Source organism: Actinomyces sp. 565 (assembly GCF_010365615.1).
In the GTDB taxonomy this organism is placed as follows: domain Bacteria; phylum Actinomycetota; class Actinomycetes; order Actinomycetales; family Actinomycetaceae; genus Actinomyces.
This window is the reverse complement of sequence record NZ_PIZD01000018.1, coordinates 80,220-104,172: the sequence shown is the minus strand read 5'-3', so window position 1 is coordinate 104,172 and position 23,953 is coordinate 80,220. Positions and strand designations below refer to the sequence as shown.

Below are 23,953 nucleotides of genomic sequence, written 5' to 3'. Positions count from 1 at the left end.
TCCCAAAACCCATGAGACTCAACCGTCCCAGAAGTCATGAGACTCAACCGTCCCAGAAGTGTGGAGACAGCACAGTACGGTAGGGGTACGTAGCGTCACCGAAAGGTACGAAGCGTCGGTGTAAAGGTACGAACCGTCATGCGAAGTGACGAACCGTCACCGAAAGGTACGAACCGTCGCGGGACGTGCCGAAGCGTCGCGCGGGGCGCACGGGCGAGCCGGCCCGATCCGCGCCCCCGCAGCGGTGCGTGCCTCCCCGTTGAGCCTGGTGTGTGGCACTGGTCTGCTGTGGCCTGCGCGCATGGGCACGCCTCCCCGCAGCACCTGGGGTCGGTGGCAGAATCGCTGGAACCGCTGGGATCGTTGGAACCGCGGGATCGCTGGCCGGTGCCGCCGGCGGTTGTCCCCCCGGTTAGGAAGCCGCGTAGTCTCAATGATTTCTACGATTCGCCCGGGGCCGCCAACACGGCCGGACCCGCAGCCCCGCGCACGACCCCGCCGAAGCGAGTCCGCCTCGGCCCGAGAACGTACCTGGTTGGGTGAGGACCTATTGGGTACATCGGCGCCCACCGGCAGCAGCCTCCCGAGCCCGAGCACGCCCTAACATGCCTGACAACAGCTTTCCTAGCGCGGCCTTGCGAGTCTGGGGCTGTGCTCCCGTGCTCGAGCACGACCGTCGGCCCGAGTACGGCTGCCACTCCGCGGCCAGTCTCTCAACACCACACCCGCCAACCGGAAGAGCGATTCTGCTGTGTGGCTGCGTGGCTGTGTGCTGCGGTGGCCTGCTACGCCACTTCGGGGTTAACAACGCCGGTTAACGGCCTGCTGAAGGGCTGCAAGGTATACAGCAGGCGGGCAACTAGCGTTGCTGACGCCGAAGTGGCGTTGCAAAAGGCCCGGCGCGCTACCAGCGGTGAGGGGCACGGTAAACCGCCCGTGCGCCCTGGGGCCGGTGGCCTACCCACCCGCCCCGGGCGCTCCGGGCGCCACGGCGTGCACACAACCCGAGAAGGGACAGTCCCCGCGCCCAGCCTGGCATCTAGCGGACGCTCCGTCACGCCACAGCAGCCCTCAACCGCCGGCAGCCACCGCCCGCGCGCCAGCCTGACGACCCCGGGTCCCGCCATGCCGACAGCGACCCCGACGACGACGCTCCGCGCAGCATCCTGACGATCCCGGACCCGCCAGCACCACCACAGCGACCACCACCAGGCAACCACAACCTAACCAGATGAGCCCGTTTTGTCGTGTGACGTTTTCTGAATGAGGTGCGGCCTATGCGGCTTTGGTCGCGGATCGTAGCCGGAGCGTTGCGCTCACATGCGCCTTGCCTAGACTGTGGTTAAAATGTTGCTGCATAGACTGTCAATCGTGAGTCAGGTGCCGGTGCGGCGAGGTACTGTGTAAAAACCGCTCGCAGGGGATTGCGTGTGGATGCTTTCGGTTGAAAGCGATTTTGTTGTTCCAACACATACGGGGAAGTCGTTAAATGCGTCACGCCGCACCATCCCGCCGGACGCGGGCGGTTTCGCGCTCCAGAGCCACAGCGGTAGTCACCGTCCTATCTCTCTTCGCCAGCGCCCTGATCGGCGGCGTAGTGCTACCTATCCAGCCTGCCGCCCAGGCGGCTGAGGTCGTGGTCCGCCTGGGCACGGCCACCGCGGTGCAGCGCGATGTCACCACGAACTCCTTCCCGACTCCCGCGTCGGCGTACACCAGTGCTTGTGTGCGGTACTCGCCGAACGGCGTGAATGCCAACGCTGGCGTGTACTCCACGTCGGTGGTGAACTCTGGCTCATACGCGTCTTTTGGGTACAGCTTTCCCATAGGCGGGCGGTGTCCAACATACTTTACCGCGAGCACTCAAAGTAATGTCGGGCTGAAGCCTGAGCTTACGGAAGAAGTCACTGCCGGCCACCCCTTCCTGGTGGCCACCATGCGCCACGGGAACAACCCCGTAGTCCAGCTCGGTACCGTGACCCCTACGGAGGTCTCCGGCACCATGGACCTGACCCTTGGTGACGCGATCAAGTCCTCCTTCCCCTGGACCCTTACAGAGACTCCTAACACCTGCCGCTCCACCTTCAACCAGGACGGCAGCTACAACGCGGACGGTACCGGACAGTACGCCTATGACGTGAATGGCGGCATAGGGCTCCGTTCCACGGGGGCGTGGTACTGGAACGGACGGCAGTACGTCTGGAACTGGAACGGCCCTTACCACTACGCCTACGGTCGGCACGGCCGTGCGGGTGGCCTCATCTCCTTCCCCGACGGCGATGGCGAGGTGGCTGGCGAGGCGACGAACGGTGTGCGCGGCGCCATCTATGACGCGTTCGGCCGCTCCTGCGAGGATGACATCCTTGAGATCGACCCTGCCCTGCCGGATTCTAAGGGGTACGAGCAGGACGGTATTACCTACAAGCTGAAGCTATGGGGATTCGTAAATAATGGCAGCGATTCATCGTGTAATGCGAGCCTAGCCGACAGCCCGATTGAACGGACCTTCATTACCAAGGAGGGCACCGAGACCTACGGCTGCCTGTACGGCTCACTGGAGCAGGTCCGTGCCGTCACCTTCAACAAGGACGTCACTACAGACCCCTCGCTGGAGAACTCGACCACCATCCCCACCTTCGAGTACGAGAACGTCTCCGCCGAAGGATCCACGGCACTCGCTGACTGGGGCGACATCAACCCCCTGAAGCCCAGCGGCTGGGGCGAGGCGGGTACCGCCACCGGCGCTAAGCCATACGAGCTGCTGGCTCCGGACGACCAGGCCATTGTTAAGGAGAAGGACGCCAACACGGTTACGGAGACAAGCTCCGGCTGGCGCCTGACCGGGGTCACCTGTATCACCAACGGCGATAAGCAGCCCCTGATGAACCGTAACGGTGAGGTGCTCACCGACTCCGCCGTCAACCTGTCCGAGGGCACGCTGAACCTGTCCAGCTCAGAGCTGGCGGACACCAAAGAGAACACCGCCATCACCTGTACCTGGCACAACGAGTACGTTGGCCGCTCCCAGCTCACCCTGGTCAAGGAAATCGACGGCATGACCTTCCCCGCCGTCAGTGAGAAGAACTGGACCCTGACGGCCACCCCCACCCAGACCTCCGAGGAGGGCGCCGCCTTCCCCTACCGGACCATCTCCGGCCTGTCCGGCGAGGATTCCGTGACCGGCCAGTGGACCCGCTCGGGCACCTACACCCTGTCTGAGGCCACCACCGGCAACGTCGAGGGCTTCTCCCAGCAGGGAGACTGGCAATGCGTGAACCAGAACGGCGACGCCGTCTCCGTCACCGACTCCCAGGTCACCCTCGCTCCCAACCAGCGTGTCACCTGCACCGTCACCAACACCTTCAAGACCGGCTCCATCCAGATCAACAAGGCCGTCTCCGATCCCGACGGCGGCCTGACCGATCAGGACAAGACCTTCACGGGCACCTACGACTGCGGCAGCGCCAACGGCCGGGACTTCACCGGCACCTGGTCCGCCACCACTTCCAAGCCCGCCGTCATCTCCGGCCTGCCCGTGGGTGCCAGCTGCGCCATCACCGAGGACGCCCCCAGCGGCGACCTCAAGGACGACTCCTACGAGTGGACCACCCCCCGCATCGACAACTCGTCGGTCGTGGTTCCCACCGCTCCGGCCGCGGGCCAGGTGAACGTCACCAACACCATCGTCCGCCACACCGGCACCATCAACGTCAACAAGGTCGTCGAGCCGGAAGACGAGACCGCCGCGGGTGGCTGGACCGGCTCGCCCGACCGCACCTTCGCGGTCTCATACACCTGCGACGGCGACGGCGGCTCCGGCACGCTGGACGTCTCCACCGGAACCCCCGCGAAGCTCACCGTCCCCGCCGGCACCACCTGCTCCTTCTCCGAGGCGGCCCCCGAGACCGCGGACGGCGACTTCAAGGACTCCTCCTACGAGTGGACGGGCGCGGGCAGCTTCGACAACTCCAGCGTCACTGCCGGCAAGGACTCTTCCGACTCCATTACCGTCACCAACACCTACAAGCGCGTGCTGGTGGACCTGAACCTCGCCAAGCGCGTGGACGGCGAGGGCTACAACGGCGGTGACGCCACCTTCGCCGTCGACTACGACTGCGGTGCCGACTACGCCGGCACAGTGAACGTCGCCAACGGCGCCACCGCCACCGTGCAGGTACCCCGCGGCGCCCTGTGCACCGTCTCCGAGTCCGCCGCCTCCCTGAACGAGGACCTACTCGCCGACGCCTACGACTGGGGCACCCCCAGCTACGAGGGCCTCGACGCCGCCGACGGCACCATGGTCAGCGCGGCCGACGGCGGCAAGACCGTCACCGTCGTCAACCCGACCGAGGCCGCCTGGGGCAAGGTGGTTGTCACCAAGAACGTCGAGCCCGATGCCGGCCCCGTGACCGCGGGCACGACCTTCCCGGTCACCGTCACCTGTGACGCACCCGCCCAGGGCGAGACCGAGAACTACACCGGCACCTTTGACCTGTCGGCCACCGGCTCCACCGCCACCGGCACCACGCCGTACATTGCCGCCGGCGCCAACTGCACCGTCAGTGAGACCGCGCCCACCGGCTCCGAGGGCCTGACCGACGCCTCCTACAAGTGGAACGCCGGCCCCGATGACCAGACCGTCACCGTCCAGGGCGACCGCACCGAGCAGGTCACCGTCACCAACACCTGGCAGCGCGACTACGGCGACTTCACCATCACCAAGCAGCTGACCGACCTGGACGGCCAGGGCGCTGACAACACCTACGCCGGCACCTGGACCTGCAGCCACCCCGGCGACGACGACGCCACCGGCACCTGGTCGGTGACCGGCTCCGGCGCCGCCACGCTGAACGTCACCTCCGGGCCCGCCACCGCTAACGGAACCAGCGCCGCCGTGCTGCTGGGCTCCACCTGCACGGTCACCGAGGACGACCCCGGCGCCCCCAACGCCGCCGACCCCTCCTACGTGTTCTCCACCGCCGGCACCACCTCCGGCCCGGTCACCATTGACCCGGGCACCCGCACCGGCAACGTGGACGTCACCAACGTCGTCGCCCGCACCACCGGCGGGCTGACCATCACCAAGAGCGTGGAGGGCGCCGAGGCCGGCACTGGCTTCCAGGACACCGACTTCACCTTCAACTACACCTGCACGCCGCTCAGCGGCGAGGCCATCAGCGGCACCGCCACCGTGCGGGCCGGCCAGGTAACCGAGCCCATCACCGGCATCCCCGAGGGCTCGTCCTGCACGGTCACTGAGAACACGGACGCCCTCCCCGCCGCCATCGACCCCTACCGCTGGGACGGAGACGGCACATCCATGACCGCCACGCCGTCGAGTGGGGCGAGTGTGTCCGCGGACGGCGCGAGCATCACCTTCACCATGCCCGGCGGCGAGGACGCGGGTGTGGCCGTGGCCGCCACCAACACCATGAGCGAGCGCTACGGCTCCATCCAGGTCACCAAGACTGTCGCGGAGCCCAACAAGGCCAATGGCTTCGCCGGCGCCGGGGAGAAGCTCTTCCCCGTCACCGTCACCTGTGACGGCGCCCAGGCCTACTCCGGTTCCCTCGCCGACGGCGAGACCGTCACGGTCGGTGACATCCCGCTCGGCCAGACCTGCACGGTCACCGAGGGCACCATCAGCGGCGGCCTGGCAGACGGCTCCTACGCCTGGGGTGCGCCCACCATCACCGACCCGGTCACCGTCACCAGTGAGGACGCCTCCTCCGGCACCGTCACCGTCACCAACACCATTGAGCGCGTGCGCGCCGACGTGAACCTGAGCAAGGTGCTCTCCGGAGAGCTGGCCACCCAGTTCGGCGCCGACAACACCTACTCCGGCACCTTCACCTGCACCCATGAGGGTGACGCCGACGTGACCGGCACCTGGAGCGTGGACGGCGCCGGCAAGGCCGCCATCACCTACGACGACGGCCAGGCCCCGTTCGTTGACTCCACCTGCACGCCCACCGAGGACCTGGACGCCTCCGGCGCCCCGGACACCGACCCCTCCTTCTCCTGGGGCGAGCCCACCCACGACGCCGCCACCGTGACGGCGGACGGGACCGCCACCATGACGGTCACCAACACCGTGAACCGCGACATGGGTTCCCTGACCGCTGCGAAGACGGTCAGCGGGGAGACGAACGGGCTTAAGGACGGCCAGACCTTCACCCTGAACGCCACCTGCACCGCACCCGGCGTTGACGGCGAGCTCACCGCCACCGCCACCGTGGCGGACGGCGATACCGGCGTCGCCTTCGACCGGGAGATCCCGGCCGGCTGGACCTGCGCCATCAGTGAGGTCGCACCCACCCAGGACCAGCTCAAGGACTCCTCCTACGCCTGGGACATGGTCACGGTCTTCCCCGACGAGGTCACCGTCACCAAGGGTGAGACCGTGGAGGTGGCCGCCACCAACACGATCCGCCGCGTCACCTCCTCCCTGAGCCTGAACAAGGCATACGGGGACGGCCTGTCCGACGGTGTCGTCGTGGACGACTCCTTCTCCGGCGACATCGCCTGCCACTACGACGACGCCCAGGGCACCAGCCAGGACTGGAGCCTGACCTGGACCGCCGACGGCGCCGGCGCAGCCACCATCGACGGCCTGCCGGAGGACGGCCTGCCGCTGGGCACCGTCTGCTCCGCCACCGAGGAGGCGCCTACCCAGGACCAGTTGAAGGACATCTCCTACCGCTGGGCCGAGCCGACCGTCTCCGACCCGGTCACCATCGGGGCGGACGCCGCCGCGAACACGCTCACCGTCACCAACGACGCCGAGCGCGCCGCCCAGCCGCTCACCGTCACCAAGGCCTACGCCGGCATCGACGGCGCCCTGAACGACGGCGCCACCGTGCACGGCGGCTGGTCCTGCACCCAGGCGGACGGCAGCGAGGTCGGCGGACGCTGGGAGCTTCCCGCCGCCGGCGGCTCGACCACTATCGCCGCGGGCGCCACCGGCGCCACCGTGTACGCGGGCGCCGACTGCACCCTCACCGAGGACACGCCCATCGACACCGCCGGGCTGAAGGACGTCTCCTACGCGTGGAACAACCCCGTCTACGACGTCTCCACGGACGGGCAGGCCTTCACCGACGGCAACACGCTGACTGGCATTGCCCAGGACTCCGACCCGGTGCTGCGGGTAACCAACTCCACCGAGCGCATCTACGGCGCCCTGGCCATCAACAAGCTCGTCGAAGGGCTCGACGGCGTCACCGCGGCCGAATCCAACACCTACGCGGGCACCTGGTCCTGCACCGCCCCTGACGGCACCGGCAACGAGGGCACCTGGCGGGTCACCGGCGGCGGCACCGCCACCCTGACCGGCGACTACGCGCAGATCCTGGTCGGCTCCGACTGCACGGTCACTGAGACCGGCCGCCCGACCACCCCGGTGGGCGGCGACCCGTCCTACCAGTGGACCGACCCCGAGCTCGACGGCGACTACGGCACCGTCACCCAGGCGCAGACCATCGCCCGGGAGGCCACCTCCACCGCGGAGGTCACCAACGCCGCCGCGCAGCGCCTCCTGGCCACCGGCTTCACCGTCAACAAGGCCATCTCCGGGGCCACCGACGGCGCCACCGGTGAGGGATACACGGTTGACTACACCTGCACCGCCGGCCAGGACACCTTCACCGGCACCCTCACCCTGCCCGCCGACGGCACCGCCGTCGCCGTGGAGGGCGTGCCCGTAGGCGCCACCTGCACCCTTACCGAGGCGGCCCCCGGGGACGACGCCCTCGCCGCGCCCACGGACGGCTCCTTCACCTGGACCGACCCCATGACCTACGCGGTCGAGGGCGCTGACGCCGACACCTCCACCCCCGGAGCGGTCACCTTCACCCTGCCCGCCGGGGCTGACGCCGCCGTGGCCGCCACGGTCACCAACGACGTCGTCCCGCACGCCGGCGTGAACAAGACCTTCACGGGCACCACCAAGCACCTGGACGCCGACGGCAACTGGACCGGCGAGACCTGGGACGTCACCTACGAGGTGAGCGTCACCAACCCCTCGCAGGTGCAGGGCCTCACCTATGACCTGGTGGACACCCCGACCGTCCCCGAGGGCACCACGCTGAACTCCATCACCGTCACCGGCGGCGCCCTTGAGGACGCGCTCACCCAGGAGGCCGGGCCCGTGACCGTGGTCGAAGGTGCGGCGCTGCCGGCCGGCGCCACCCACACCTACACCGTGGTGCTGAACGTGACCGCGCCGGACACCGGCGTACCCGGCGTCGAGGCGGACCAGTGCAGCGCGCAGGCCGCCACCGACGGCAACGCCATCCACAACACCGCCACCGTCACCTCCGGCGAGGTCACCGACACCGCCGAGGACTGCGGCGACGTGCCCACCAACCCGAAGTTCTCGGTGCGTAAGGACGGTGTTGACGTGGTCCGCAACGGGGACACCTACACCGCCACCTACACGGTGACGGTGGAGAACACCTCCCGGGCCGACAGCCAGATCATCGCCGACGTCACCGACGCTCCGGCCCTGCCGCAGACCGCCAAGATCACCGGCGTCGCCGTACTGGAGAACGGGGAGACCGCCGCGGACGCCCGGATTCCCGGCATCACCGACGGCGTGCTGGACGGAGCCATCACCCTGGCCCGGGCCGGCTCCGGCCCCGTGCTGGCCGGCGGTACCGCCGGTGAGGACGGTGCCGTCACCGGTGGCGGCACTCGCGTGATCACCGTCCAGGTGAGCTTCACCGTGGACTCCGCCGCCGCAGACTTCGAGGACACCGACTACCAGTGCGGGCACGAGCGCGCCGACGGCGCCCCCTCCGGCCTGGTCAACACCACCGCCATGGTGGGCGACACCGACGGCGACGCCAACAACACCGCCTGCCTGGACCTCACGCCTCGGCTGACCGTGTCCAAGTCCGTGGCCACCACCGGCGTTGGTACGTCCTCCAGCTTCGACGTCGCCTACACCATCACGGTGACCAACGAGGGCGAGCTGGCCCAGTCCACCGGCCTGCTGCGCGACAAGCCCGACTTCGCACCCGGCCTGGACATCGAGCGCGTGACCGTGACCGCCCCCGGCGGGGAGCCGGTAGCAGCCGAGCCCGACGCCGAGGGCTACTACACCCTCACCGACGGCGACGTGATCGCACCCGGGCAGACGGCCCAGTACACGATCACCGTCACGGTGAGCGTGGACCCGAGCAACGCCGACTACTCGGAGGAGCTGCTGGAGTGCTCCGTGGAGGCGGACGGCACCCGCACCCCCGGCCACGGCCTGTTCAACGAGGTCTACCCGACCGACGGGCGCGACGCCTCCGGGCGGAGCGACAACACCGCCTGTGAGCCGGTCACCCCGGACGCCGGCAAACGCATCATCACGCTGCGCAAGACCGGCACCCAGGTGCAGCCGGACGGCACCACCAACCTGCCCGGCGCCGAGTTCGACATCTACGACGTCGACCCGAGCACGGATGGTGCCACCCCGATTGAGAACGGCGTGAGCGTGGACCCGGTGGACGGCTCCCTGTTCACCTCCGCGGGATTGCCCATCAACCGCGACTACTGGGTGGTTGAGACCAAGGCGCCCGCCGGGCACAGCCTGCTGCCGCGGCCCATCCAGTTCCACCTGGGTGTGGACGCCGATGGCAACACCACCATCACGCTCGCGCAGACCAACCTGACGGCGGACACCATCAAGGTCATCCCCGCCGTCACCGACGCCGACGGCAACGTCATCACGGCCATCGGCATCAACATTCACGACGTCGAGACCGGCACGCTGCCCCTGTCGGGCGGACGCGGCATCGGCGTGTACGTGGCCTGGGCCGGCCTGCTGCTCACCGCGGCACTGGTCCTGACCATCACCCAGACTTCCCGACGCCGGGGCCGTAGGGCCTGAGCTACCGGGAACAGCCAGGGGCCAACCGGGCAGCCGGGTAACCCATGAACCCATCAACGAGGAGAACAGATGTCATCCCTCACCAGGCGCCGTTGCGCCGGCCTCGCCGCGGCGGTGGCCCTTGCAATCGGTGGTGCGGTCGCGGCGCCCGTCGCCACGGCTGCCCCGGTGCCGGCGATTATTGCCGCCGACACGACCGAAACGGTCAACACGGCCACGATTGACGCCAATGCGACGTCGACCCTGACCATCCACAAGCTCGCGCAGACCGAGTCAAACGGCACCAGTGCCGGCAACGGCCTCGTCGACCCCAGCGCCACCGGCACCCCGGTCTCCGGCGTCACCTTCACCGTTACGCCGCTGGACTTCGACCTGACCACCCAGGCGGGCTGGGAGGCCCTCGCGGCCCTGGACGGCGACGTCTCCGCCGCGCGCAGCCACACCACCGGCACCCCGTCCACCCAGACGACCGATGGCGACGGTCTGGCCACGTTCAGTGGCCTGCCGGTCGCGGCCTACCTGGTCTCCGAGTCGTCCACTCCGGCGAACGTCACCCCGGCGGAGGACTTCATCGTCACCCTGCCGATGACCGACCCGAGTAACCAGGCCTCCTGGAACTACAACGTCCACGTCTACCCGAAGAACTCGATCGTGGACTCCACCAAGGAGGTCAGCGACTCCACCGCCCCCTCGGTGGGGGACACCCTGACCTACACGATCAAGGCGGACGTGCCCAAGCTTGACGTCGCCGGCGGCGCCACGATCAAGAACTACCAGATCGTCGACCCGCTGGACTCCCGCCTGTCCTACTCCAACGCCGAGGTGTCCATGATCGGCACCGGGGCTGCCGAGCTGAGCGAGGGCACCGACTACAACATCGTCTCCGCGGCCGGCGATGACGGCAAGACCTACGTAACCGTCACCTTCACCGAGGCCGGTCGCAAGAAGATCGCGGAGGCTCGTGACGCCGGTGACGCCACTACCCAGGTGCGGGTGGTCATCAACGCCGTCGTCAAGGAGGTCAGCAGCGGCTCCAGCGCGATCAGCAACGAGGCCTACCTGATCCCCAACGACTCGCAGACCAAGTGGGACCCCGAGAACCCGACCCCCGACGTTCCCGGTGAGCCCAGCGACGAGGTCAACTCCTACTACGGCAAGGTCGCCATCACCAAGACCGGTACCGACAACGCGGAGGCCGCGAAGTACGCCGGAGCGGAGTTCCAGGTCTACCAGTGCACCCCGACCGGCGCCTCCCAGGGCGGCGTGGTCAAGCGCGCCGACGCCGGCATCAGTGGTGACGCGCTGACCGCCACCGAGGTTGCCGATGGCGCCACCACCGCCGACGCCGCCACCTTCACCACCGGCACGGACGGCACCGTCACCATCGACGCCCTCCAGACGAACGACTTCATCGACAACGCCGACGTCACCAACCCCGGCTGGTACTGCCTGGTGGAGACCAAGGCACCCGAGGGCTACGAGCTCCAGAGCGGCGTGATCACCTTCCAGGTGCTCAAGGCCAATGTCATCGCCAACACCGACACCGACGGGAACGTCCTGGCCTACACCCTGGACGTGAAGGTCACCGATGTTCCCTCCAACGCCGGCTTCCGCCTGCCGCTGACCGGTGCGAACGGCATCCTGTTCCTCACCATCGCCGGCGTCCTGCTGGTCGGCGGTGCGGTCCTGCTCGCGGTGTACAACAAGCGCCGCAGCGCCGAGGACTGACACACGCAGGGTGGGGATGACCCCAGGCGTCATCCCCACCCTCCGCAACACGACGGCGTGCGTCGGCCGGTGTCTCCGGTCGCGCACGCCGTCGCCTTCCAGGGATGGCTAGACACGCCGCCGCTGCGGTGGGAGGCACGTGTCATCCGTCACTCACCTGTACTACCAACTCGCAGTAACGAACCACGCAGAGGGATCCGAATGGGCCGGTCGTCCGTAAGCACTGATGTCCTTGATGAGTTCAGTGGCGCTTCGGGGGGCGTCCCCGAGGCGGCGGCTGCGAAGCCAGCTGCTACTGGCGGCGGGGTGGAGCCGCCCCGGGGCGGTGCGGGAAGCCAGTCGCGCGGGCCGTCCCGCTCACCGGGCAGGCGGAGCCGGCTGATGGGCGTGCTGCCCTTCATCCTGGCGCTAGCCGGCGCCTTGGTCCTGGCCTACCCGGTGCTGGCCACGCAGCACAACAATGCCCGCCAGCAGGAGATCGCCAACCAGTACCAGGCGCAGATGGACAACGTCAGCTCCGACGTGCTCGCTGCCGAGCTCGCCAGTGCCGATGCGTACAACCGGGAACTGGCCTCCGCCCCGATCCTCGACCCCTGGCTGGAGCAGCAGCGCCCTGACACCCCCCAGTACCGGGCCTACCTGGCCGAGCTGGACCTGGATGAGGTCATGGCGCAGATCGTCATCCCCAAGATTCACGTGGACCTGCCGATTTACCACGGCACCGATGCCGACACGCTCGCGCACGGCGTGGGCCACCTATTCGGGACGGCGCTGCCGGTGGGTGGTACTTCCACTCACTCGGTGCTTACCGGCCACACCGGGCTGGGCTCCGCCACCCTCTTTGATGACCTGACGGAGCTGGAGGAGGGAGATGTTTTCTACATCAACACGGCCGGCCGAACCCTCAAATACGAGGTTAATGATGTCCGCGTGGTACTGCCTACGGAGACGGAGTCACTGAACAAGGTTCCGGGGGAGGACCTGGTCACCCTGATCACCTGTACGCCCTACGGCGTCAATACCCACCGCTTGTTAGTTACTGGTACGCGTGTACCGATGGACCCGGTACAGGCGGCGGCGGAGCAGGCGGAGGCCACGCCCGCCCCTATACGCGGCTGGATGATGTGGCTGATGGCGGCGGTTGCCGTGATTCTGACGGTGCTGGCCGTCGCGGCGGGTCGCCGCGTACTGCGCCGCGCACGTTGCGCGCGCTGTTCCTAAGCCGCGGAATATCACGGTCTCCAACGTTTTTAAGGTGCTATTCAGCTCAATAGGGTAACCGTGGTAACCGGCTTGCGACGGTGCTAGCACGGGTCTGCCACAGGTTTGGCACAGGTCAGTTCGCTCGCCCTAAGCGCCTCCGGGGGCTCGCTAGGGTCGTTCCAGTAACCGACCAGATCTCGCGTCTTGTGCGTTAAGTAGACGGCGCCCCAGCCGTCCTGAACCCATGGAGTCTTGTAGTGCTTGTTAAGTCCGCCACCGCCCGCATCAGAAAGGTGTCGCGGCGAGCTGCCGCGGTGCTGGCCTGTACAGCCCTGGCGGCCGTCGGCGCGGTCGCGGTATCGCCTGCACCCGCTGATGCTGCTGAGGCGGATGGGAAGGGGCTGTTCGCCACTGGTGGTGAGGGCCGCTTCAAGAACGACATCCAGTGGATCCAGTGGGGTAGTAATGGCGAGACTCTACTCAACTCCGGTGATGGACTCTCGCGCCCAGTCACCAATACCCGCGACCTCGGCGTGGCCGGCACCTTGGTTACGACCTGCACCATTAGCAGCCTGCGGGCTAACCCGAATGAGCAAAACCGGACTCATCAATCCGCACTGAAGGTGTATACCCCAGGTACCTGGGCGGGTGACTCCCTGGATGACCTGTACAACATAGGTGGTACCGGATACTGGCGGAGCGGGTCCCCGGGGGACTACCCCGACCAGTACGCGAATGCCAATACGATGGCCATTGGTCTGATCAACGATACGGACCACGCCAATCTGTCCTTCAACTTCGAGTGCTCTGCCACCCTTAACGGCCAGCCGGTGCCGTTGCAGGGTCTGGTCTTCGCCGATGCCGAGGCTTCCTCCGTGGCCTCGGGTTACCAAGACGAAACCAAACAGTCGGAGTGGATTCAGGCGGCGCCCCGTTCGAATACGCCGGTGACCTGGTACGCCCTAGACCGCTACCGTAACGACGGCTGCACCACGGATGTGCTCGTCTCCACGTATTCGCAGACCAACTGGTGGAACCAGCAAACGACGAATTTCATGCGCATGACGCCCAATGGCCAGGAATGCGTCTACGCCAGTGGCGGCAAGTATGAGAACCCGAGCAGCGGAGTGGGGCCGGGCGCGGTTATGTTTATGAAGGGCGCCACCTCTGCCGGCGTGCAGATCCAGGGACGCGGCTTCACCGCCGTCGCCCTCGGTGTGGTCATTGAGACAGACTTCGGGGACGCCCCGGAGTCCTACGGCGTAGCCGGCGCCCTGTTCCAGCCCAGCTGGACCACCGGCACCGCGCTCACCAATGCCAACAACAGGTCCGTATGGGGCATGACCCTGGCCGACATCACCAACGAGCCGCCCTCCACGGTGCACCTGGGTACCCGCATCGACTCCGAGGTCTCGCAGCATTTCTCAGATGGCGCCGACGGGGATGACACCAACGGTGTCAATGACGATGAAGACGCGCTAGACAACCGCTCGTCCATCCAGCAGGGCGCCATGCTGCCAATCGACGTCCTCAACGGGGACACCAGCACATATACGATCAACGGCGTCGCCTGCGGCGGCGACGGCAAGATCCAGGGCTGGATCGACTGGAACGGCGACGGCGAATTCCAAGACAACGAGGGCTCCAACACCCAGGCCTGCCCCGCCTCCGGCCGCGTCAACCTCACCTTCAACGTGCCCCAGGCGCCCGTCGACACCAACCTGGTGAACAAGACGGTCACCTACCTGCGGCTGCGCGCCAGCACTCACGAGGCCGAGAGCAAGCCCACCGGCGTCACCGTCGGCGGCGAGGTAGAGGACTACCTGCTGAACCTGCCCGCCCAGCTGCGGCTGGTCAAGGAAGTCAGCAACAACTACGGCGGGACCGCCACGGCCGCCGACTGGGACCTGACCGCCAAGACCGGCAACACGACCCTCACCTACACCTCGGGCCAGACCCGCTACGTCAGCGCCGGCGACTATGCCCTCGCGGAGGCCGCCAAGACCGACGCCGCCAACGCCGGGTACGAGCTGGAGTCCCTGGCCTGCACACAGGGCGCGGTCGGCCCCACCCCCCCCACCACCACCGTCGCCGGAGTCAGCAAGGACAACCCGAGGGTAACCACGGCCAACGCCACCCTGACGGTGTGCACCTTCACCAACGCCGACCAGCCCGGCTCCATTACCTGGCACAAGGTCGACGACTCCGGGCAGGACCTGGAGGGCACCGAGTGGGCCCTGACCGGCCCGGGCGTGCCCGAGGGCACCATCGTCACCGACTGCACCGGTCGCTGCTCCAACCAGCCCTTCACGGATCAGGACGCGGCCGCCAGCCACTTCAAGCTCACCGACCTGGCCTGGGGGACCTACACGCTCACCGAGCACGCCGTGCCCACCGGCTACCAGCTCGACGAGACCCCGATTCAGATCGTCGTCGGACCCGACTCCGAGGACGGGCTCGACGTCGACCACGGCGACATCAAGAACAAGCGCGTGACCGGCTCGGTCTCCTGGCAGAAGACCGATGCGGACAACGGCAAGGCACTGTCCGGCTCCGAATGGCAGCTCACCCTGCCCGGCACCGGGGAGCCCGTCACGATCACCGATTGTGTCGCCGACAGCGCCGACGCCTGCGCCCAGCAGGCCGGGGACGCCGAGTACTACGACTCCGACCCCGCCGCAGGCGCCTTCAAGGTGACTGGCCTGGCCTGGAATGCGGACACCGACTACGCCGTCGCAGAGTCCAAGGCGCCCGCCGGATACGTCCTGGACACCACCAGCCACACCTTCCGGATCCTGCCCGACGAGCTGGACTACAGCTTCGCCACGGCGTTCACTAATAAGAAGACCACGGTTCCCGGCCTGCCCCTGACCGGCGGCCTCGGTGCCGACACCTTCCTAATCGGCGGGGGCGTCCTGGCCGCCCTGGCTCTCGCTGCTGGACTTGTGAGGAGGCGCCGCGCGCTAAACGTCCAGAGCTGAGACCCCGTGCCGGCGCAGCGACCGCACGGGCGTCAGCCGGCCCCACACCACCAGATTTCGATCAACCCCTCATAAGCGTCGCCAGCAGCGGCGCAGATGAAAGGAATCCCAACCCATGAGCACCAGCACTCGCACGCTGGCAGGCAGGGTCGCCGCCGGAGCCGGGGCCCTCGCCCTGACCCTGGCCGGGCTGGGCGGCATCGCCGCCACCGCCTCCGCCGCCGACCTCGCCCCCGGCAACATCAACCCCGACGCCACGGGCACGCTGAACATTCACAAGCTCGAGAGCGGCTCGATGAACGACGGGCCCGGCACGCCCAACGACTCCCCCGACAAGACCGGTAAGGGCGTTGCCGACGTCGTCTTCACCGCCTACCCGATCACCAACCTGGACCTGACTACCCAGGCAGCCTGGGACGGCCTGGCCGACCTCGACGTCCCCGCGGACGCCTGCGGCGCCAACGGTGCCACCCCGTCGCTGACACTGCCGGGAGACAAGGCCGCCACCTTCGGCACCGGCCAGGCCTCCGCCAAGACCGACGGCGACGGCAACACCACCATCTCCGGCCTGGACGTGGCCGCCTACCTGGTCTGCGAGACCGAGGCCCCCGCGAAGGTTGCCAAGAAGGCCGCGCCCTTCCTGGTCACGATCCCCTTCCCGAACAACACCACCAACAACGCCTCCACCCAGAACGGCGAGTGGCTGTACACCATCGACGTGTACCCCAAGAACACCGTCGTCCTGGCCCCCACCAAGGGCGTTGAGGTCACGGCCAACGGCCTGCAGACCGCCGCGCAGCTCGAGTTCCCGGTGACCGTCACCGTCCCGAGCATCGCCGAGGGCGACCAGTTCACCGCCTTCTACGTCACCGACCCGCTCAACGCCGCCCTGACCGACGGCAAGGTGGCCTCTGTGACGCTCGACGGCGAGTCCGTGGACTCCGACTACTACACCGTCACAGAGGGCCAGGACCTCGAGGTTAAGTTCAACGAGGACGGCCGCGCCTTCCTCAAGGCCAACCCGAACGCCTCCCTGGTGATCACCTTCACCGCCACCGCCAAGTCGGTTACCGACACCGGCAACATCCCCAACACCGCCTACCTGTTCGTGGACACCGAGGGCGGCGACACCCCGCCCGACACCCCGACCAACCCGGTCGTCTCCAGCTGGGGCAACGCCGTGATCACCAAGACCGACGCCGACAACGGCAAGACCCTGGCCGGCGCCACCTTCCAGGTCTACAACTCTTCCGACCCCTTCGCTGCCACCTGCGACAAGACCACCGCCACCGGCAACCCGGTCTCGATCAACGGCGTGGACACCTTCACCACCGACGCCAACGGCCAGATCAACCTGACCGGCCTGTTCGTGGACTCCCTCGTCGGCGAGGCGGGCCAGACCGAGGACGAGATCTCCCCGGAGAACAACACCCGCTGCTACGTGCTGGTTGAGACCGCCGCCCCGGCCGGCTACACGCTGCCCACCGGCGATGCCGCCAACACGGCCCTGAAGATCACCGCCGGCACCACCACGGCCGACAACATCACCATCGACAACACCAAGCAGAACGTGCCGAACCTGCCGCTCACCGGTGCCAACGGCCAGCTGCTGATGATGCTGATTGGTGCCGCCCTGGTCCTCCTCGCCGCCGGTTCGGTCCTCGTGGCCCGCAACCGTCAGCGCATCCAGGGCTGACGCCGATGCGAGCCCGCGCTAGCGGGTCCCGCCTGAGGTAGCCGATTCGGCTGCGATCATGTGGCGGGCAGGTCCCACCCGGGCCTGCCCGCCACACGCATGCCGATCGGCATGCGGGGCGTAAGGCCAGCCCCGCCCGGGGCGCTCCGCGCCCTGTCACAGCGCCCATACCGCAACAGCTACCGAGCCAATTGAGGAGGCCCCCATGAGCCGACGCGCGCGACGCCGCCCCTCCGCAGCGCCCGCCGCCGCCAACAACCAGGCAACAGGCGCCCGACGCTGGCGGCTACAGCCCCTGGCGCTGCTGCCCGCCGTCCTGGCTATAGCCGGCATGCTGCTGTTCGCCTACCCGAGCGTCGCAGCCTGGGTCACTCAGTACAACCAGTCCAAGATCATCACCTCCTACGACTCCGAAGTCGACACCGCCGACCCCGATGCCGCCGTCCAGCTCGCCCAGGCGCACGCCTACAACGACGCGCTATCGGCAGGGGCCGTGCTGGAGGCCAACACCAACATCCCCACCGGCGCCGGCTCGGGCGGGGACGCGGCCCTGGACTACAACGCCATCCTGGACGCCAACGGCGCAGGACTCATGGCCAGGCTGCGCATCCCAACGATCAACCTGGACCTGCCCGTCTACCACGGCACCAGTGACGAGACCCTGCTCGCCGGGCTGGGGCACCTAGAGGGCACCTCGCTGCCGGTGGGCGGGGCAGGCACCCGCTCCGTCATCACCGGCCACCGGGGCCTGGCGGACGCCCGCATGTTCACCGACCTGAACCGGGTCGGTGTGGGGGACAAGTTCGTCATCGAGGTGTTCGGTGAAGTGCTCACCTACCAGGTGATTGATACCAAGGTCGTCGAGCCCGATGAGACCGAGGCACTGCGCGCCGAGGAGGGCCGTGACCTGGTCACCCTGGTCACCTGCACACCCCTGGGCATCAACACCCACCGCATCCTGGTAACCGGCGAGCGCATCTACCCCACCCCGCAGGAGGACCTAGACGCCGCCGGCCAGCCCCCCACGGTGCCCTCCTTCCCCTGGTGGGCGGTGGGACTCGCCGCCGGCTTCATCCTGGTGGGCCTGTACGTGTGGCGCTCGGGCTACCCGCCCCGCAAGCGAGTGGATCACTCAAGGGAATCCGGGCTCCCAGAGTCCTCCCAGCCCGCATCCGGGGCGGCTTCACTGCTGGAGGCCGTATCATCCGGGCCTAATGACGAATCCCAACCTCCGTCCGGAAAGCATCCCTGACGGCGCCCGGCGCCCCGGCGCCGCCCCGCGCCAGGGCGGGCGGCCGCGGCTCCTTGCGGGTGTGCTCGCCCTCGGCTGCTTCGCGGGCGTTATCGGGGTCTGGTGGCTCTCGGTGGCGAACCCGACCGGTCAGGCCATGGAGCAGGCGGCCTTCGCCGGCTCGTTGATAGGGGCGCGCTTCGTCTCCGACCACGCCCGCAGCCTGCTGCACATCGTCTCCCTCCCCGCAGCGATCGGGCTCGTGCTGGTAGTACTGGTGGGAGCCCTATGGCGGGGCAGCAGGCGCAGGGCACTGTGGGCGGCGACCGCCGTCGTCGCCATCAATCTCTCCACCCAGGTGCTGAAGTACCTGGTCCTGTGGCGCCCGGACTACGGGCTGTCCCAGCGGTTCGGCGGTATGAACACCCTGCCCTCCGGGCACACAGCCATGGCGGCTTCCGCCGCGGTCGCCCTCATCCTGGTCACCCGGCCTCAGTGGCGCTCGGGCGCGGCCGGGGCGGGGGCCCTACTGGCCGCCGCCATGGGCTACTCGACGCTCGTGTGCCAGTGGCATCGCCCCGGAGACGTAATCGCCGCCCTGCTGCTGGCAACCGCATGGGGCTCCCTGGCGGTCGCCGGCGGCGCCTGGGCGGATGAGGAGGAGACCACAGCGGAGCCCGCCCGGACCCAGCAGGCCAGCACCCTGCTGGGACCCGCAACCGGACAGCCCCTACCCCCGCAGGCCGCCCTCCCGCAGGCGCCGTCGCCTCGCCGCCGCATGCCGGGACGCGCGCTCGGCCAACGCACGCCCGGCGCTGCCATCCTGCTCGGGCTCGGCATCCTCGCGGGTGCCGCGGCCCTGGTGCTGGCGGTGCTCAACTGGCAAGGCGTCATGGCTGCAGGCGGGGCACCCACCCCCGCCACCATTCAGGCCCTGGGCCGTACCGGCACGTTCATCGCCTACGCGGCCGGGGCTGTGGGAACTGTCGCCGTGGCCTGCACGGGTATGGGGGCGCTCGCCCTGCTCACCCCGCGGGAGGCCGGACAGGGCGGGGCGCTAACGCGCCCGTACGCGGGGTAGCGACCGTGCGCCCGGGCGCATGCTCGCGAGGCGGGGCGTCGCCCGAGTGACGGTGCGCAGCAGCGGCGGGTGGCACACTGGGGTTATGGCTCTACCCCAGAAGCTTCTCAGCAAGGACGAGGTTGTTGTGCGTCATATGCGCACGCACCCAAAGGTCCTGCTGTGGCGCATTATCGTCCTCCTCACCCTGCTCACCGCCGGTGTGGTGGCATCCGTGCTACTGCCGGACGCCGATTGGCGTACCGGCGTGGTGATCGCCCTGTGGGTCGTCATCCTGGTGGCGTTGGCTCCCCTTTTCATCCTGCCCTGGCTGCGTTGGTTGGCGACTACCTACACCGTCACCTCCAAGCGTGTTATCACCCGCGCCGGCATCCTCAACAAAACTGGCCACGATCTACCCCTTTCCCGCATCTCAGACGTCCAGCAGGAGCGGACCATCACCGACCGCCTATTCGGTTGCGGCAGCCTCTCCCTGCAGACCAGTGCGGATGAGCCCCTGGTGCTAGTTGACGTTCCCGATGTGGAAATGGTGCAGGTGGAGATCGCCAACCTCCTCTTCCACGACGTCGAGGGCGCTATCAACGCCGATCCCGACGACTGAGCTCGTGCGGCGCGTGGATGTGCCCGCGGGGCCGACGCCCGGCAGCGCACTATGACGGCAGGGAAGTCGGCAGCGTCACCGTGAAGGTGGTGCCGTGATCCTCGGCGCCGGTACGCGAGTCCACGGTCAGGCTGCCATGGTGCGACTGCACAATCGCCAGCGCGATACTCATGCCCAGGCCGGTGGAGCCGGTGCGTCGTTCCCTGGAGGCGTCACCCCTGGCGAAGCGCTCAAACAGGCGCTCACGCACGGTCGGATCAATGCCCGGACCGTCGTCGGCAACCTTGATCACCAGCGTATCGCCGTCGCCGCGGGAGAGGATGACTTGCACGTGGCTGCCAGCAGGCGTGTGCACGCGGGCATTGGCCAGCAGGTTAACCATCACCTGCCGCAGCCGCGCCTCATCGCCCACAACCAGCGTCGGCTCGGGCACGAATTCCTCCGCGGCCTGCTGGGACAGCCCGGCAGGCGGCTCAAGAACTGCCAGATCCAGCTCCCACACGTGCTCGGGGCCGGCGGCGCGCGCATCAGCAACCGTGTCAAGCAGAATCTCCACCAGATCGACTTCCGCGTGCTCCAGCTCGCGCCCGGCATCCAGGCGGGCCAGTAGCAGCAGGTCCTCCACCAGTGCCGTCATCCGCACCGACTCCGAGTGCACGCGCTCCAGGGCGTGCACGGCCTCCTCCGGCAGCACGGCGTCGGCGCCGCTACGCTGAATCAACTCGGTGTAGCCGCGAATGGAGGCCAACGGGGTGCGCAGCTCATGCGAGGCGTCGGCAACGAACTGGCGCACCTGCGTCTCACTGCGCTGACGCGCCGTCAGTGCCTCATCAACATGCCCCAGCAGGGTGTTCAGGGCATTGCCGACCTGCCCGACCTCCTGGGAGGAGGCAACGTCGACGGCGTCGACCCGCTCGCGAATGCTTACTTCGCCGCGCGCGAGCGGCTGCGAGGCAACCCGCTCAGCCGTGCCTGCGACTCGCTCCAGCGGAGCCAGCGCCGTCCGCACCAGCGCCCTGCCCGCCAGCGCGGCGATCACCGCCCCGATGATGGCGATCAGGAGCTGCGCCAGCAGCTGGGCGCGGACCAGCTTCTCATCACTGCTGGTGGACAGGCCCGTTACTACTACATCTCCGCTGGCGGAGTCCTCGGTGACCAGCACGCGGTAGTCTCCCAGCGAACCGACCGACACCGTTACCGGCTCCCCGGTGACCTCCAGCGACAACAGGGCCTGGCACTGCGCATCGGTGAGTATGCGGTAGTTGCCGTCGTCGTCGATGTAGCCCGCCTTGACGGTGGAGACGGCCGAACCGGTTGCGCCTCCCGCGCCTGCGGAAGCGTCGGCGTCACTGCCGCCACCGCGCTCACCGGAGGCGATCACCGTTAGCGTGCCGGTGGACTGGCCGACCGCATCCAGGCCGATAGGTACGGCGTTGCTGGGGGCTGCCGGCCGCGAATCGTCATCCCCGGGGGACTGGGGGCTTGAGGACAGCCTCGGATCCTGGACCGGGGCGGCGCCCACGGGGGCGGCCGCCTGACGGCGGGCGGCGACCCGCTCGGAGGCCGCCGCGAGCTGCTCGTCCAGGCGATCGGTCAGTGCGTGGCGCAGCAAAAGTGTGGACAGCGCCCCGATGCTGCCGGCCATGACCAGGACGATGCCGATAACGCCGGCCACGAGCCGGGTTCGCAGACTGCGGGGTGCCAGCTGCCGTCGGCCGAGCGGGCCGCTTGCGGCGCCCGCCCCAGCCCCTCCGGATGCGCGCCGACAGCGCCACCTGCCGTCGGGGGTGCCGTCGGAGTTGCTGGCAGAGTTGCTAGCGGTCCGCATGTGTGCCCGCCGCGGCTACTGGCCGGCAGCCGGCTTGAGCACGTAGCCGACTCCACGCATAGTGTGGATCATGGGCTCGCGGCCCTTGTCGATCTTGCGGCGCAGGTAGGAGATGTACAACTCCACGATGTTGGCCTGCCCGCCGAAGTCGTAGTTCCAAACGCGGTCCAGGATCTGCGGCTTGGACAGCACACGGCGCGGGTTGCGCATCAGGTAGCGCAGCAGCTCGAACTCGGTGGCGGTCAGGCGGATCTCGTCATCGCCGCGCCACACCTCGTGAGAGTCCTCATCCATGCGCAGGTCCCCGACCTCCAGCACGTTGGCGGGCTTGTCGGCGCCGGCACCGGAGCGCCGCAGCAGGGCGCGCAGCCGGGCGACGACCTCCTCCAGGGAGAAGGGCTTGGTGACATAGTCGTCGCCTCCGGCGGTGAGCCCCGCCACGCGGTCCTCGACGGCGTCCTTCGCGGTCAGGAACAGGACGGGAACGGTGGGCTGGTGGCCGTGGATACGGCGCATGACCTCCATGCCGTCGAAGTCGGGCAGCATGATGTCCAGTACGACAACGTCCGGGTCGATCTCCTGGGCAGCGCGGACCGCGGCCCGGCCGGTGCCGGCGGTGGTCACCTCCCAGCCCTCATAGCGCAGTGCGGAGGCGAGCAGATCGGCGAGGGTCTGCTCGTCGTCTACAACTAGCACGCGTATGGGGGAGCCGTCAGGGCGGGTGAGGGTCTCGGCGGAGGTGCTCATGCGCTTCATTGAACACGCCTATTCTGTGGTGAACCTGTGAGCCGTGAGGGGGCCACCTCAGCGGTGTGCCCGTCTTCCGCAACGCAAGTTCGTTATATACCGAACTCATGTGGCAGCATGGGTGAAGAGGCTGGTTGGGTCGAACCCTGATCGTCCGGCGCAGCATCCAGCCACAGGATCCCCTTTGTCAACCAATCCCGCGGGAGCGTAATGGACTACGTCGATGGTAACGAGCGCCGGTTCGGTGCCGAGGACCTGTTCTTCTCAACCACAGATGCCAAGGGTGTCATCCGCAGCACCAACCGGGTGTTCGACACGCTGTCCCGGTACAGTGCCGAGCAACTCGTAGGTGCTCCGCACAACATCATCCGTCATGACGACATGCCGGCGGGCGCATTCCGGCTCATGTGGGATGAACTCGAGCAGGGACGTCCCGCCTGCATCTACGTGCTGAACCGGGCCAAGGACGGGCTGGACTACTGGGTCTTCGCCACTGTGGCGCCCTTGTCCGAGGGCTACCTATCGGTGCGTGTACGCCCGAGCAACCATGCCCTGTTCACCCCGGTCAAGCAGATGTACGCCCGGGTGCGCGCCGCTGAACGCGAGTACGCCGCGCAGGGGCACAGTCGTCGCGAGGTCGGACAATACGGTGCCCAACTCCTGAGCGAAGAGCTGAGTGAGGCGCACTTCCGCGGGCTTTATCCCTTCGCCAGGGCTGCTCTGCCACGGGAGCTGGCGCTGCTGGTGGCAGAGGGAGTAAAGGTTCCGGTCCGCACCGCATCCGACAGTCCCATGTCCACCATTCTGTCCACCATGGCCGCGATTGAGCGGGACACCGACGAACTGGTCCAGCAACTCGGCGAATATCAAGACCTCATCAATAGCCTGGGATCATGGTCGACGGGGGTCCGATCCATAACCGACCGTGCCGGCCGGGTGGGTTCCATGGTCACGGAGGCGACCAGTCCCGACCGGGA

At 68.0% G+C, this 23,953-nt stretch carries 12 protein-coding genes; 9 read left to right on the top strand and 3 right to left on the bottom strand.

Translation table 11 applies throughout. The features are described 5' to 3' along the window. Window positions 1-1,494 precede the first annotated feature (1,494 nt). The gene (locus tag GZ997_RS03725; protein WP_162678908.1) at window positions 1,495-1,827 is read right to left on the bottom strand and encodes a hypothetical protein; all 333 of its coding nucleotides are present in this window, start codon (window positions 1,825-1,827) and stop codon (window positions 1,495-1,497) included. Window positions 1,828-1,936: 109 nt separating this feature from the next. Here GZ997_RS03725 and GZ997_RS12915 point away from each other — a divergent pair, with 109 nt between their 5' ends. The 8 genes from GZ997_RS12915 (at window position 1,937) to GZ997_RS03685 (ending at window position 20,401) form a co-directional block, all read left to right on the top strand. Continuing rightward, entirely contained in the window at window positions 1,937-9,880 is a 7,944-nt protein-coding gene (locus GZ997_RS12915; RefSeq protein ID WP_162678907.1) for a DUF5979 domain-containing protein, read from the top strand. A 69-nt stretch (window positions 9,881-9,949) separates the two neighbouring features. Continuing rightward, window positions 9,950-11,608, top strand: a complete 1,659-nt coding sequence (locus GZ997_RS03715; RefSeq protein ID WP_162678906.1) for a SpaH/EbpB family LPXTG-anchored major pilin — start codon at window positions 9,950-9,952, stop codon at window positions 11,606-11,608. A gap of 381 nt (window positions 11,609-11,989) precedes the next feature. Next, window positions 11,990-12,829, top strand: coding sequence for a class C sortase (locus GZ997_RS03710; protein WP_162678905.1), 840 nt, complete (start codon window positions 11,990-11,992; stop codon window positions 12,827-12,829). Window positions 12,830-13,068: 239 nt separating this feature from the next. Further along, the gene (locus GZ997_RS03705) at window positions 13,069-15,792 is read left to right on the top strand and encodes a CshA/CshB family fibrillar adhesin-related protein (RefSeq protein WP_162678904.1); all 2,724 of its coding nucleotides are present in this window, start codon (window positions 13,069-13,071) and stop codon (window positions 15,790-15,792) included. A gap of 115 nt (window positions 15,793-15,907) precedes the next feature. Continuing rightward, a complete protein-coding gene (locus tag GZ997_RS03700; RefSeq protein ID WP_162678903.1) occupies window positions 15,908-17,488 on the top strand; it encodes a SpaH/EbpB family LPXTG-anchored major pilin in 1,581 nt (526 codons plus the stop codon). Window positions 17,489-17,693: 205 nt separating this feature from the next. Then, a complete protein-coding gene (locus GZ997_RS03695; RefSeq protein WP_162678902.1) occupies window positions 17,694-18,740 on the top strand; it encodes a class C sortase in 1,047 nt (348 codons plus the stop codon). Then, window positions 18,703-19,800, top strand: coding sequence for a phosphatase PAP2 family protein (locus GZ997_RS03690; protein ID WP_162678901.1), 1,098 nt, complete (start codon window positions 18,703-18,705; stop codon window positions 19,798-19,800). Before GZ997_RS03695 ends, GZ997_RS03690 begins: the two co-directional genes overlap by 38 nt. Before the next feature lie 85 nt (window positions 19,801-19,885). Continuing rightward, the gene (locus GZ997_RS03685) at window positions 19,886-20,401 is read left to right on the top strand and encodes a PH domain-containing protein (RefSeq protein WP_162678900.1); all 516 of its coding nucleotides are present in this window, start codon (window positions 19,886-19,888) and stop codon (window positions 20,399-20,401) included. 49 nt (window positions 20,402-20,450) lie between these two features. Here GZ997_RS03685 and GZ997_RS03680 read toward each other — a convergent pair whose 3' ends face one another. Both GZ997_RS03680 and GZ997_RS03675 read right to left on the bottom strand, forming a co-directional pair. Further along, window positions 20,451-22,046: a HAMP domain-containing sensor histidine kinase gene (locus GZ997_RS03680; RefSeq protein WP_343212262.1), complete on the bottom strand. Its 1,596-nt coding sequence runs from the start codon at window positions 22,044-22,046 to the stop codon at window positions 20,451-20,453. 198 nt (window positions 22,047-22,244) lie between these two features. Further along, a complete protein-coding gene (locus GZ997_RS03675; protein ID WP_162678898.1) occupies window positions 22,245-22,976 on the bottom strand; it encodes a response regulator transcription factor in 732 nt (243 codons plus the stop codon). Window positions 22,977-23,186: 210 nt separating this feature from the next. Here GZ997_RS03675 and GZ997_RS03670 point away from each other — a divergent pair. Continuing rightward, the coding region (locus GZ997_RS03670; protein ID WP_162678897.1) for a PAS domain S-box protein at window positions 23,187-23,953 on the top strand (767 nt) is incomplete at its 3' end.